The 12,381-nt window shown below is 70.4% G+C and carries 11 protein-coding genes; 6 read left to right on the top strand and 5 right to left on the bottom strand.

Annotated elements, in window-relative coordinates:
- Window positions 1–7 precede the first annotated feature (7 nt).
- On the top strand, window positions 8–1,210 hold the full coding sequence (locus ACVWZ7_RS08055) for a glycosyltransferase family 4 protein (protein WP_456507526.1): 1,203 nt from the start codon (window positions 8–10) through the stop codon (window positions 1,208–1,210).
- A 35-nt stretch (window positions 1,211–1,245) separates the two neighbouring features.
- Window positions 1,246–2,532, top strand: a complete 1,287-nt coding sequence (locus ACVWZ7_RS08050; protein WP_456507525.1) for a DNA glycosylase AlkZ-like family protein — start codon at window positions 1,246–1,248, stop codon at window positions 2,530–2,532.
- Between the two features lie 10 nt (window positions 2,533–2,542).
- Here ACVWZ7_RS08050 and ACVWZ7_RS08045 read toward each other — a convergent pair whose 3' ends face one another.
- The gene (locus ACVWZ7_RS08045) at window positions 2,543–3,043 is read right to left on the bottom strand and encodes a nucleoside deaminase (RefSeq protein WP_456507524.1); all 501 of its coding nucleotides are present in this window, start codon (window positions 3,041–3,043) and stop codon (window positions 2,543–2,545) included.
- Between the two features lie 89 nt (window positions 3,044–3,132).
- On the opposite strand from ACVWZ7_RS08045, the gene ACVWZ7_RS08040 reads away from it, so the two are divergent.
- From ACVWZ7_RS08040 to ACVWZ7_RS08025, 4 genes are all read left to right on the top strand, one after another.
- On the top strand, window positions 3,133–3,975 hold the full coding sequence (locus tag ACVWZ7_RS08040; RefSeq protein ID WP_456507523.1) for a phosphatase PAP2 family protein: 843 nt from the start codon (window positions 3,133–3,135) through the stop codon (window positions 3,973–3,975).
- A 12-nt stretch (window positions 3,976–3,987) separates the two neighbouring features.
- The gene (upp, locus tag ACVWZ7_RS08035) at window positions 3,988–4,623 is read left to right on the top strand and encodes a uracil phosphoribosyltransferase (protein ID WP_091255877.1); all 636 of its coding nucleotides are present in this window, start codon (window positions 3,988–3,990) and stop codon (window positions 4,621–4,623) included.
- 60 nt (window positions 4,624–4,683) lie between these two features.
- Window positions 4,684–5,061, top strand: a complete 378-nt coding sequence (locus ACVWZ7_RS08030; protein WP_456507522.1) for a glyoxalase superfamily protein — start codon at window positions 4,684–4,686, stop codon at window positions 5,059–5,061.
- A gap of 82 nt (window positions 5,062–5,143) precedes the next feature.
- Window positions 5,144–5,824 (top strand): HAD-IA family hydrolase, encoded by a 681-nt coding sequence (locus ACVWZ7_RS08025; protein ID WP_456507521.1) that lies wholly within the window; start codon window positions 5,144–5,146, stop codon window positions 5,822–5,824.
- A 28-nt stretch (window positions 5,825–5,852) separates the two neighbouring features.
- On the opposite strand, the gene ACVWZ7_RS08020 is transcribed toward ACVWZ7_RS08025, so the two are convergent.
- The 4 genes from ACVWZ7_RS08020 to ACVWZ7_RS08005 form a co-directional block, all read right to left on the bottom strand.
- On the bottom strand, window positions 5,853–8,021 hold the full coding sequence (locus tag ACVWZ7_RS08020; RefSeq protein ID WP_456507520.1) for an ArnT family glycosyltransferase: 2,169 nt from the start codon (window positions 8,019–8,021) through the stop codon (window positions 5,853–5,855).
- 6 nt (window positions 8,022–8,027) lie between these two features.
- A complete protein-coding gene (locus ACVWZ7_RS08015; RefSeq protein WP_456507519.1) occupies window positions 8,028–10,097 on the bottom strand; it encodes a glycosyltransferase family 39 protein in 2,070 nt (689 codons plus the stop codon).
- Window positions 10,098–11,582, bottom strand: coding sequence for a glycosyltransferase (locus ACVWZ7_RS08010; protein ID WP_456507518.1), 1,485 nt, complete (start codon window positions 11,580–11,582; stop codon window positions 10,098–10,100).
- Between the two features lie 177 nt (window positions 11,583–11,759).
- Window positions 11,760–12,221 (bottom strand): hypothetical protein, encoded by a 462-nt coding sequence (locus ACVWZ7_RS08005; RefSeq protein WP_344362967.1) that lies wholly within the window; start codon window positions 12,219–12,221, stop codon window positions 11,760–11,762.
- Window positions 12,222–12,381 lie beyond the last annotated feature (160 nt).

The raw sequence follows: 12,381 nt of genomic DNA, 5'->3' as shown, positions 1-12,381 counted from the left end.
GCCGCACATGCCGCCGGTCAGCCTGCGCATCCGGTTCGTGGTGCCCGGGAACGTCCGGCACAACTCCGGCGGCAACGTCTACAACGCCGCACTTGCCCGGGAACTCAGCGCCCTGGGCGCGGACGTGGAGACGTGCCCGCTCGACGGCGACTGGCCAGGCGGCAGCGCCGAAGACCGGGAGCGCCTGGCCCGGCTGCTGCACGCCACGCCCGACGCCGGCGCCCCTGCTGAGTCGGGTCGCGTCCTTTTGGGGTCAGACCCGCCACGCACGCCGCCTGGTTCCGTGACGCTGGTCGACAGCCTCCTCGCCTGCGGGGCGCCCGACGAACTGGAAGCCGCCGCTGCCGCAGGTCAGCAGGTCTGGATCCTGCTGCACATGCCCCTGGCAGACCACCCGGGGCGTGAACGCCGGGCCCTGCAGGCCGCGGCCGGGGTCATCTGCACGAGCGGTTCGGCCTCGGCGGACATCCGCGCCCGGCACGGTCTGGACGGCATCAGAGTGGCCCTCCCCGGCACCGCGCCCGCACCGTTGGCACCGGGCAGCCTGTCCGCCGGCTCCGGCGTCCCGCACTTCATTGCCGTGGCCGCACTGCTGCCGAACAAGGCCCAGGCGCTCCTGCTGGAAGCGCTATCACGGCTCATGGACCTGCCCTGGACGGCGTCCCTCATCGGCTCGGACACCGCCGATCCCGCCTACGCCGCGCAGCTCCGGGACACGGTACAACGGCTGGGCCTGGCCCGGAGGGTCAGCATCCCTGGCGAGCTCCGGGGCTCAGAGCTCGACGCCGAATGGGATGCGGCGGATCTCAGCCTGCTGATTTCCCGGGCCGAAACCTACGGCCTGGTGGTCACCGAATCGCTGGCCCGCGGCATTCCCGTGGTGGTGCGCGAGGGCACCGGCGCCGTCGAGGCGCTTGCGGCAGGCACCTTTCCCGGCACCCCGGCCGGCACGCTGCCGGGGCCGCCCGCCCCGCCGGTGCCGAACCTGCCGCTGCCGGGCGCCGCCGTCGGCCTCGGAACGGACCCCGCCCCGCTGGCGGACCTGCTGCGCCGCTGGCTGGGCGACCCCGCGCTCAGGCAACGCTGGCGGGACGCGGCCGTCGCCGCACGCGGCCGGTTGCCCGGCTGGGATACCACCGCTGGCACCGTGCTCGGGTTCCTGGCGGGAGAACAGGGAAACCCGACGGCGCGGGTTGATACCCGTTCTTGATACCGCTGACGGAGAAGCTGTTGGAGAATGAGCCCATGAGCACCCAGCCTGTGACGACGCACGCACCGTCGGTCAAAGCGCCCGTGGACATGCCGGAGCCGCAGAGCCTGACCCGGGAACGGCTCCGGGCCTGGGCCTGGCACCGGCAGGGCCTGGACGGCTCGCTGGCCGGCTGCACGGCGGAGCAGGTGCTCGCCCGGGCCGGCTGGGCCCGGTCCGTGGGCGGCGCCAATCCGTACCTCACGCTCTTCGCCCGCGCCGGCATCCGCCGGGTACAGGTGGACGCCGACGTCCTCGCCCACCGGATCCTCGAGCTCCCCGCCGCCCGCGGCTGCACCTACGTCCTGGGCCGTGACGACTTCGCCTGGGCGCTCCAGCTGGGCCGGGACGCGGCCGATTCGGCCTTCAAGGTGGTGGGCAGGCTGGGTGTGGACCGCGGCGAGATCACGTTGCTGGAAGAGCAGGTGCTGCATACTCTCGCCGAAGCGGACGGCCCCCTGGATCCGCGGCAGCTCAAGGACGAGCTCGGCGATTCCGTCCGCAACCTCGGGGAAGAAGGCAAGAAGAAGGGCGCCACCACCACGCTGCCCACCGCGCTGGGGCTCCTGCAGTCCGACGGCAGGATCCGCCGCGTTCCCGCCAACGGACGCCTGGACCAGCAGCGCTACGCCTACGAGCCCTGGGGCGTGCCGGCCAGCAACTTTGACGACGACGCCGCTCGCACCGAGCTGATCCGGCGCTACCTGGGCTGGACCGGCGGCGCCACCTTCAAACAATCGCAGTGGTTCACAGCGTTCACCGTGGCGCAGACCAAGGCGGCGCTCGCCGCCGTCGGCGCCTTGGAGGTACCCACCGCCCAGACCTCACAGGACCTCGCCGGGGGAGACGCTCTGTGGATGCTGCCCGACGACGTCGGACTCCTCGCCGCGTTCGAAGAACCGGCAGAGGAACAGATCCAGCTGCTCGCCGGAACGGACTCACTGTTCCTGCTGCGCCGCAACGCGGCGGACCTGCTCGCCGACGAAGACCAGCACAAACCGGCGCTGGAATCGCTCGCGCTGCAGGCGGACCTCCCGGACCACCCCATCCTGGACCGCGGCCGGATCATCGGGCTCTGGCAGTATGAACCGGCCAAAGAGCGGATCGTGTCCTGGCTGTTCCACGGCGCCACGCCCGCCGTGACGCAGCGGATCGCCGAGGTGGAAGCCTGGATCCGCGAGGACCTCGGTGATTTCCGGGCCTTCAGCCTCGACTCGCCGGCCACCCGGCAAAAACGCATCGATGCGCTCGCAGCATCTGCAGAAGCCCCCGGGGCCGGGTAGCCGGAACGGATCAGGCGCGGTGTCCGGCGAAGAAGTCCCGCAGCAGCGCGGCGCATTCCTGCTCCCGGACGCCGGCATAAACCTCCACCCAGTGGTTGAGCCGGCGCTCGCGGAGGATGTCGAACACGGACCCCGCGGCCCCGGCCTTCTCATCCCAGGCCCCGAACACCACCCGCGGAATCCGGGCCAGGACGATCGCCCCCGCGCACATCGCGCACGGCTCCAGCGTGACCACCAGGGTGCAGTCCTCCAGCCGCCAGCCGTCGTCGTCCTTGCCTTCCAGGGCCCGGCGCGTCCGCAACCGCGCGGCCGCCTCGCGGATGGCCACCATCTCGGCATGCGCCGTCGGGTCCCCCAGGGCCTCGCGTTCGTTCCGCCCCGCACCCAGCACGGAACCGTCCGGTCCGATCACGACGGCGCCGATCGGCACGTCCGCGGTGGCCAAGGCATTCCGGGCCTCGGCCAGGGCAAGGCCCATCCATTGGGCATGGCGCGGCTCCGGAGAAGTCATGGGTCAATGATAGTTTCGATCCTAAGTATGCTGTTCAGCCGGGCTGTGCAGCCCACGGGTTAAACTAGTCAAGTATCCGGGAGACGGCCGTGACCACCAGAACAGAGAACTGGCTGACGCAGCGCTGGGGCAAGTGGGTGGTGCCCTACGCGGCGCTGTGGATCACCATGCTGATCGGCGGCGTGGTGGTGGTGATCCTGGCACTGACCACCGCCGAGGTCTACGACAACGTGGTGGACGACGCCGGCCTCGCGAACCTGGACAAGCCGACGCTGGCGTTCATGGAGCATTTGCGCAACCCCGGCCTGGACGCCTTCATCACCGGGTTCACCAACATCGGCGGCGGCATCGGCATGCCCATCCTGGCCAGCATCCTGACGGCGATACTGATCTATACCTCCCGCAGCTGGCGGCCGCTGATTCTGATCGGCGGCGCCGCCGCCGTCTCCGTGACCGCCACGGCCCTGGGCAAGAAACTGATCGGCCGCGCCCGCCCGGACCACGCCGACGCCGTGCCGCCGTACGAAAACTCGCCATCGTTCCCGAGCGGGCACACGCTGAACACCACGGTGGTGATCGCGCTCGTGGTGTACCTGGCCTGCCTTCAGATCAAACGGACTAGCGCCCGGATCGCCCTGATCACCGCGGGGGCGATCTTCATCATCGCGATGGGCCTCAGCCGGGTCTATCTGGGCCACCACTGGATGACGGATGTGATCGTCGGGTGGGTGCTGGGACTGGCCTGGGTGGGGATTGTGATCCTGGCCCACCGGCTCTTCCATGTGCTGCGGCACCGCGAACACGCCGGCCCCGCGCCGACCTTTGAGCACCCCGCGCACCTGCACGAAGGCGCCGCCGGCGCCAGTGCCCGGGCAGGGACGGACGACGCCGATACTCCCGGCCCAGCGGGACGGTCCCCGGGATCCGGATGATAGTTTTGACCCATGCGCACTCTCGTTGTGGACCACCCGCTGGTCGCCCATAAGCTCACCGTTCTGCGGGACAAGAACACCCCGTCCCCGGTCTTCCGCCAGCTCACCGAAGAGCTTGTGACGCTCCTCGCCTACGAGGCCACGCGTGATGTCCGCACCGAACCGGTGACCATCGAGACGCCCGTCAGCACCACGATCGGCACCGCGTTCACCAAGCCCACCCCGCTGGTGGTCCCGATTCTGCGCGCCGGGCTCGGCATGCTCGAGGGCATGACCAAACTGGTCCCCACAGCGGAGGTCGGCTTCCTGGGCATGGCCCGCGACGAAGAGACCTTGGACATCATCACCTACGCCGAGCGGCTCCCGGAGGACCTCACGGACCGCCAGATCTTCGTCCTCGACCCCATGCTGGCCACCGGCGGAACCCTGCGCGAGGCCATCAAGTTCCTCTTCAAGCGCGGCGCCTCCGACGTTACCTGCATCTGCCTCCTGGCCGCCCCCGAGGGCCTGGCCAAGCTGGAAGAAGAGCTGTCCGAGGCCAACGTGACCATTGTCCTGGCCTCGATCGACGAGAAGCTCAACGAAAAGTCCTACATCGTGCCCGGCCTGGGCGACGCCGGAGACCGGCTCTACGGCATCGCCGGCTAGGGCCGGCTCCCCTCGGGGGATCCCTTCCGCAGTGCGGCGGCCCGCGTTAGCCTGTGCGCCATGGACTGGAAACTTGAACTCGTGTTTGTGCCCGTGTCCGACGTCGACCGGGCGAAGGATTTCTACGTCAACATGGTGGGCTTCAACGCCGACTACGACGAACGCCCCATGGAAGGCATCCGGTTCGTCCAGTTGACGCCGCCGGGCTCCGGCTGCTCGATCGCGATCGGGGAGGGCCTCAACGACGCCCCGCCCGGCACGGCGCCGAGCCTTCAGCTCGTGGTGAGCGACATCCAGGCCGCGCACCGGCAGCTCAAGGACAACGGCGTGGACGTCAGCGACATCGACGTCCAGGACTGGGGACACTTCATCCACTTCGCCGACCCCGACGGCAACAAATGGGCCGTGCAATACATCCCCGGCCGGCCCAACGGCTGAGCCCGCCACATTGCGCCCGGTGACGCCTGCGCCCCCCCCGACCGCAGGGCCTAAGCCCGGGGGCATGGGGCAGGATGGAACCATGAGCCTTCCCTCCCGCCGCAGTGCCACGACCCTGACCGCCCGCGCCGTTCTGTTCGATATGGACGGCACACTGGTGGATTCCACCAGCATCGTGGAACAGGTATGGACCACCTTTGCCGGGCGTTACGGCCTCGACATCGCGGAGATCCTGCGTTCCTCCCACGGAGTCCAGGCGATGGATACGGTCCGCAGGTTCGCCCCGGCCGGCGCGGATATCCACGCCCTCGCGGCGGAACTGGGCCGGATGGAGCTGGCCGAGACCCGCGGCATTGTCCCGGTGCCGGGCTCGCTGGAGCTGCTCGCGAGCCTCCCGCCGGATGCCGTGGCGCTGGTGACGTCAGCGTCACGGGATCTGGCCGAGGTCCGGATGGCCGCCGCGGGGATCGGCATCCCAGCCGCCGCGGTCACCTCTGAGGACGTGGCCCGGGGCAAACCGCACCCCGAGGGATACCTCCGGGCGGCCGCACTGCTGGGCGTGGACGCGGCCGACGCCGTGGTGTTCGAGGACGCCCCGGCGGGCATCGCTGCGGGAGTCGCCGCCGGCATCCGGACCGTGGCGGTGGGCCCGAACGCCGGCGAGCTGCCCGACGGCGTGCTCCACATCCCCGACTACTCCGAGGTTGCCGTGACCACGCACTTCACGGTCGCCGGCGTGCGCACCCTGTCCTTCGACTTCTAGGGCCCGCCCGCCGTCCGGACGCGGCAGCCTACCGCGCCAGCTGGTACACGCTGGTCCCGCCCACGGTCTGGGCGGTGAAATTGTCCTGCACCCACGCGGCAATCTGGGCGGCGTCATTGGATCCGCTTTCGCCCTGCATCATGCGTCCGGCGATGAAGTAGTGGATCTTGCCGTCGGCCACGTACTGCTGGAACTGTGCCAGCGTCGGCGCCGGGTCCGTGCCGTTGAACCCGCCGACGGCCATCACCGGGAGCTGTGTGGCCAGCTGGTAGCCAGCGGCGTTGTTGGATCCGACGACGGCGGCAGCCCAGGTGAACTTGCCGGCGTCCGTCTGCAGCGCGTTCACCAGGGCCGTCGACGGGGTGCTGGCCCCCAGCAGGCCGCCCAGGCCGCCCATGCCGCCCGCGCCACCGGCCCCCGGGCCGCGGCCGGCACCCGTGAACGTGCCGTTGCCATTCCCCGCGGCTGGACCGCCAAAGCCGGCGCCGCCGCCGAAGGCCGCCGGCATCCCCGCCCCGCCCCGGCCGGACACGGCCGGTCCGGCACTGACGATCGAGCCGCTGTGGGCGGTGGCCGCGGTGGACAGCGAGTACGCCAGCGGTCCGGCGAGGGCAGCGGCCACCGCGAGGACCGCCGTCGTCCGCGCCATGACCCTGGACGCCTTCAGGCCGGACGCTTTGACCCCAGTCCCCTGAAATCCGGTCCGCTGACAGGTCCCCTGAAATCCAAGCCGCTGAAATCCCGGGGCGGCGGCGGCCAGCACCAGGCAGGCCGCGGCGAGCGCGCCCAGGAGCGCCACCCAGCGCAGCCACGGCACGAACGTCGCCGTGCGGCCCAGCAGCTCCGAGGCCATGGCCCCGGCCGCCACGATCGCCGCGGCGAGCACCGCCGCCGCCACGGGCTGGTCCCGCCGCTGCCAGAGCAGGACGCCGCCGAGCCCGGCGAGCCCGGCGATCCCGGGGGCCAGCGCCACCATGTAATACGGGTGGATGATCCCGGCCATGAAACTGAACGTCAGGCCGGTGACCGCCACCCAGGAACCCCAGATGATCACCGAGGCCCGCACGGCGTCGGTGCGCGGCGCCCGGCGCCCCAGCCACAGCAGTCCCGCCCCGAGCAGCAGCACCGAGGGCAGCAGCCAGGCAATCTGGCCGCCAAACTCGCTGTTGAAGAGCCGGAACAGCCCGGGCGTGCCCCAGCCGTTGCTGCCGCCCACGCTCCCGGTTTCATCGCCGCTTAGCCGGCCCAGGCCGTTGTAGCCGAGGGTCAGTTCCAGGATCGAGTTGTTCTGCGACCCGCCGATGTAGGGGCGGTCCGCCGCCGGAGTGAGCTCGACGGCAGCCAGCCACCACCCGGCCGCGGCGGCCATCGCCACACCCGCACCGAGCAGGTGAACGATGCGCCTGCCCAGCCCGGCCGGCGCCGCGAGCAGGTAGGCGAGGGCGAAGCCGGAGACAACCAGCAGGACCTGCAGCTGCTTGGTGAGGAATCCGAAGCCCAGAAGGACCCCCGCAAACAGGAGCCAGCGCAGGCGCGCATCCTGGATGGAACGCAGCACGGCGTAGGCGGCCGCGGTCATCAGGAGCACCAGCAGGGCATCGGGGTTATTGAAGCGGAACATCAGCACCGCCACCGGGGTCAGCGCCATGACCGCACCGGCAAGAAGCCCTGCCCGGTGGGCCAGGCGGGGATCGGCCGTGGCAGGGGCCGCGGCCCGGCGCACGGCCAGGTACACGAGCCAGACCGTGCCCACCCCCATGAGCGCCTGCGGCACGAGGATGCTCCACGGGCTGAGCCCGAAGAGCCGCACCGAGAGCCCCATCACCCACAGCGACGCCGGCGGCTTGTCCACGGTGATGGCGTTGGCGGAGTCGGAGGAACCAAAGAACCAGGCCGTCCAGTCCTGCGACGCGGCCTGGGCCGCGGCGGAGTAAAAAGCGTTGGCCCAGCCGGAGGCGCCCAGGTTCCACAGGTTCAGTACGGCCGTGGCCACCAGCAGGGCCGCCAGTTCCAGCCGCGGCCGCCAGGGTCCGGGGCCGCGGCGTGCAGCCCCGGCCGCCCGGGGTGCCTGCGACACCGCGGACTTCGGGGACTGCTGGTGCGGCGGGACCTGCGGGAGGTTCGGGGCTTGCGGGCCCGCCTGTCCCGGCGTGCGGGCCGGCGTAGGGCCTGTCCTGGGGTTCAGGGTGTCAGTCATGGCGCCCTATGCCCCCAGCTTGTAGACGGTGGCGTTGCCCACGGTCTGGGCCTGGAAGTTGGCCTCGACCCACGCGGCGACCTCGGAGTTGCCGCCGCGGCCCCCGCCCATGCCGCCCATGCCGCCGGAAATGAAGTAGCCGATCTCGCCGCGGTCCACCATCGCCTGGAACTGCGCGAGCGTCGGGTAGGGGTCTCCGCCGTTCCAGCCGCCCAGCGCGATCACGCTGGTGCCCGTGGCGAGTTCCAGGCTTGCGGCTTGGGTGGCGCCGGAGACAATCGCGGACCACTTGGCACCGGAGGACTTCAGCAGGGTCGTCAGCTCGGCCGAGGCCGGTTCCTCGCCGGGTCCGCCGAGCGCCCCCGGCGCGCCGCTGGTGTCGGCGTTCGTGCGGTCGCCGAATGCTCTGCCTGCCGTCCCGAAGCCGCCGCCCATCGCGGACGCGGTGGGCCCGGACGTGGGGATCGAACCGGAGTGCAGCTGGGCCACCGTTGCCAGCGTCCATGCGGTGCTGCCGAGTCCGCCGGCCAGCAGGGAGAGAACCACGACGCCGGCCGTGGCGGCCTTGCGGAACCGGGCCGGAAGCCCCGCGAGGCTGTCCGCGCGCAGGAGCAGCGCCGCGGCCGCCAGGACGCCAAGGATCACGACGATCACCCGGAGCCCGGGAAGCCAGGACGGGTCGCGGCCAAGGAGCACGGCGGACCAGACCGAGGTGGCCAGTACCGTCACGGCCAGGACAATCCGTGCGGGCCAGTAGGCCCGGCCCCGCCACAGTTCCACGGAGCCGATCCCCGCCAGGGCTGCGACCGCGGGGGCCAGCGCCACGGCGTAGTACGGGTGCACGGTGCCGCTCATGAAGCTGAAGATCCCGGCCGTCACCACCAGCCAGCCGCCCCACAGCAGGAGCGCCGCACGGGTCCTTGAGGTCCGGGTCTCGCGCCGGGTGAACCACAGCCCCGCCGCCAGCAGGATCAGGGCCGCCGGCAGGAGCCAGGACACCTCGCCGCCGAAACTGGTCCCGAACATCCGGGCGATCCCGGCCGCGCCACCGAAGCCGACGTTACCGTTGCCGCCCGGGCCTCCGGCGTTGCCGCCCATGTTGCCCCCGCCGGGCATGCCTCCGCCGGATCCGGTGATCCGGCCCAAGCCGTTGTACCCGAACGTGAGTTCCAGGAAGCTGTTGGTCTCCGAACCGGCCATATACGGCCGGGCCGAGGCCGGGGTCAGCTGGAACAGGACGATGTAGCTTCCGGCCACGACGGCGATCCCCGCGGCTGCGGCCAGCAGATGCAAGAGCCGGCGGCCCAGGGTGGCGGGCGCCGCCCATAGGTATGCCAGGGCCAGTCCGGGCACAATCAGGAAGCCCTGCAGCATCTTGGACAGGAACGCCAGGCCGATCACCGCGCCGGCCGCGGCGAGCCACTTCCAGCCGGCCTTCTCGATGGCGCGGGTGGTGAGGTAGGCGGCCAGCACCAGGCACAGGGTAAGCATGGCGTCCGGGTTGTTGAACCGGAACATGAGGGCGGCCACGGGGGTCAGCGCCAGGGCGCCGCCGGCCATCAGGCCCGCGGCCGGCCCGGTCACCCGCTTGACGGTCAGATAGAGAAGCCCGACGGCGGCCACTCCCATCAGTGCCTGCGGAATGAGCATGCTCAGTGCCGAGAAGCCGAAGATCCGCCCGGCGAGGGCCGGGATCCACAGGGCGGCCGGCGGCTTGTCCACAGTGATGGCGTTCCCGGCGTCGAGGGAGCCGAAGAGCAGCGCGGTCCAGTCCTTGGTCCCGGCCTGGATCGCCGCGGCGTAGAAGGAATTGGCGAAGCCGGTGGCTTCCAGGTTCCAGAGGTACAACACGGCGGTGATGGCCAGGAGCAGAGCTGCCGAGGGCCGCACCCAGCGGGGCTGCGGTCCGAACATCAGGTGTTCCCGGCGGTTCCGGGATGCGGGCGGGCGGGATGCGGGCGGCTGTGGCGCCGTCCCGCCGGCCTCGGGTGCCGAGGCGGGGGAATCCTGGACTGCCGGCGTGCCGGCGGGGGAGCCCGCCTGGGCTCCGGCGGTGGGGCTGATGGTTGACGTCATTTACTGGGCCGTTTCTGTGCGGGGAAGGGAAGCATCGGTGGCAGCTGGCGCCGGAGCAGTGCCTGCGGTGGTGGCGGGCACGGCAGGAGTGCCGGTGCGGCCGGGAACTGCGGTGGCGGGCCGGTGACGGAACACCACCAGACGGAAGAGCAGGAATTTGACGGCCGTGGCGGCGAGGTTGGCGGCCGTGACCGTGACCAGTTCAAGCCAGCGGTCCGGTTCCCCTCCTGACGCGTTGTGAACCACGGCGAGGGCGCCCGAGGTCAGGGCCAGGCCGATCCCGAAGACCAGCAGGCCCTCGAAGTGGTGGCGTGCCGCCTGACTGCTGCCCTGGATGCCGAACGTGAAACGCCGGTTGGCCGCGGTATTGGCCACGGCGGTAGTGAGCAACGCGAGGAAATTTGCCAGTTGCGGGTCCATGATCCCGCGGCAGAGCAGGAAAATCACCAGGTATGCCAGAGTGGAGGCCACCCCGATGCTGCCGAAGCGGACGAGCTGTCCAAAGAGGCTTCCGCCGGGACTTTGTTCCTGGGCCCGCGAGGAAGCAGGAAGCGGTCCGCGGGCGAGGGCGGCGCGCAGCTCGGGAACCGGGATCCGGCCCGAGACCAGGTCCCGGCTCAACCGTGCCATGCCGCGCAGGTCCGCGATGGCGGTCTGGACGATGTCCACGCTCGAATCCGGGTCATCGGTCCAGTCCACCGGGACTTCGTGGACGCGCAGGCCGCACTTTTCGGCCAGGACCAGCAGCTCGGTGTCGAAGAACCAGGCGTTGTCCAAAGTGTGCGGGAGCAGTTGCCGGGCCACATCCGCCCGGATCGCCTTGAAGCCGCACTGGGCGTCGCTGAAATGGGCGCCCATGAAGGACTGAAGCAGGAAGTTGTAGCTGCGCGAGATGAATTCCCGCTTCGGCCCGCGGACCACCCGCGAGTTGCGGGTCAGCCGGGTCCCGATCGCGAGGTCGGAGTGCCCCGAAATGAGCGGGGCAAGGAGGGGGCCGAGCGCCGCCAGATCGGTGGAAAGGTCCACATCCATGTATGCCAGGACCGGCGACGGCGAGGCAAGCCAGACCTTGCGCAGCGCATTTCCGCGGCCTTTTTCGGCCATATGGACCACGTTCACCTCGCGGAGCTCACGGGCTACGCGTTCGGCCGTCTTGAGTGTTCCGTCGGTGCTGGCATTGTCCGCCACCGTGATCCGGAAGGAGTGCGGGAAGGAGCCCAGAAGATAGGCGTGGAGCCGGCGCAGGCACGCCTCGAGGTCCCGCTCCTCGTTGAAGACCGGGATGGTGACGTCCAGCAGCGGCTCGCTGGTGCGCGTGTCAATAGCTGAGCGCCGGCCGCCCGGGCTGGTGAGCGGCCCGCCGAACCGGGCCTGGGCGGGCGCGTCGGCCACGGCGAGCCCGGAAAGTGCGGCGGGTGCTGCCGGACCGGCCGGCGTCGCCGTGGAGTGTGACAGGGTTCCTGAGGCCTGGTCTGTGAACGTCATGGCTCAACTGTCCCGGCGGTCCATATGAGGGCTTTAGGGTCAAGCTGTGCGGGGGCTGTGGAAGTCCGCCGGCGACGCACGGAGTCGTCTGCAATGCCCGTGCTGCCGGAGCTCCGGACAGATAACCGGGGGCGGTGCCCACAACGCGGTGGTGGTGCACTGCCCCCGGTTGGTCCGTCAGGGAGCCAGCAGAGGACAAACGTTCGCTGCAGTGCCCGGTCCGCTGAACCTCCTCAGCTCCGAGTTGTCCAGGTTGAGGGCGTAGTTGACGTTGCCGGTGGTCAGGTACAGGCCGTCCGGCGAGGGGAGCAGCAGTAGATTCCTTCCCGTGGAGACTACCTCAACGCTGTCGCTGAGGAATGTGTAGCGGCTGGTACCGGTGATCACGTAGTTGAGGGTCTTGCCGTTGGCCGTCAGTGTGATTTTCAGTCCTGGCGACGTACTGATGACAGTGCCGGCAGGCGTCGCGATGTTCTTGAACTTGCCGGTGAGCTGCGCCGTGACCGGAAAGCCACAATTATCCAATGTGAACGTGGCTGGATCGGCGGGCTGCGGAGGTCCCGACGGCACCGCCCCGGCCGGTCCGGCGCCGACGAAGAGTGCGGCCGCGAGGACCGCCGGAATTGCCCATTTTTTCATGTTGTGCTCCTGGAATTTGATTCCGTGCCCTGGAGCGGGCACCCCGCGTACTTGGTGAATGGAGGCAGCGGTGCCCAAGCCTCCCGCCCCGACCTTGAGAAAACCTTGTTCTCCGAAATACGCGAAGGCCCCGGATCACGATGGATCCGGGGCCTCATGG

It is taken from the genome of Arthrobacter sp. TE12232, assembly GCF_054062615.1.
Note: the sequence above shows the minus strand (reverse complement) of the source record. Positions and strands in the feature narration are given on the sequence as shown.

Coding starts and splice junctions, on each gene's coding strand:
- ACVWZ7_RS08055 (WP_456507526.1), top strand. CDS start 8: ATGCCGCCGGTCAGCCTGCGCATCCGGTTCGTGGTGCCCGGGAACGTC.
- ACVWZ7_RS08045 (WP_456507524.1), bottom strand. CDS start 3,043: ATGACTTCTCCGGAGCCGCGCCATGCCCAATGGATGGGCCTTGCCCTG.
- ACVWZ7_RS08020 (WP_456507520.1), bottom strand. CDS start 8,021: ATGACTGACACCCTGAACCCCAGGACAGGCCCTACGCCGGCCCGCACG.
- ACVWZ7_RS08015 (WP_456507519.1), bottom strand. CDS start 10,097: ATGACGTCAACCATCAGCCCCACCGCCGGAGCCCAGGCGGGCTCCCCC.
- ACVWZ7_RS08010 (WP_456507518.1), bottom strand. CDS start 11,582: ATGACGTTCACAGACCAGGCCTCAGGAACCCTGTCACACTCCACGGCG.
- upp (WP_091255877.1), top strand. CDS start 3,988: ATGCGCACTCTCGTTGTGGACCACCCGCTGGTCGCCCATAAGCTCACC.
- ACVWZ7_RS08025 (WP_456507521.1), top strand. CDS start 5,144: ATGAGCCTTCCCTCCCGCCGCAGTGCCACGACCCTGACCGCCCGCGCC.
- ACVWZ7_RS08050 (WP_456507525.1), top strand. CDS start 1,246: ATGAGCACCCAGCCTGTGACGACGCACGCACCGTCGGTCAAAGCGCCC.
- ACVWZ7_RS08030 (WP_456507522.1), top strand. CDS start 4,684: ATGGACTGGAAACTTGAACTCGTGTTTGTGCCCGTGTCCGACGTCGAC.
- ACVWZ7_RS08005 (WP_344362967.1), bottom strand. CDS start 12,221: ATGAAAAAATGGGCAATTCCGGCGGTCCTCGCGGCCGCACTCTTCGTC.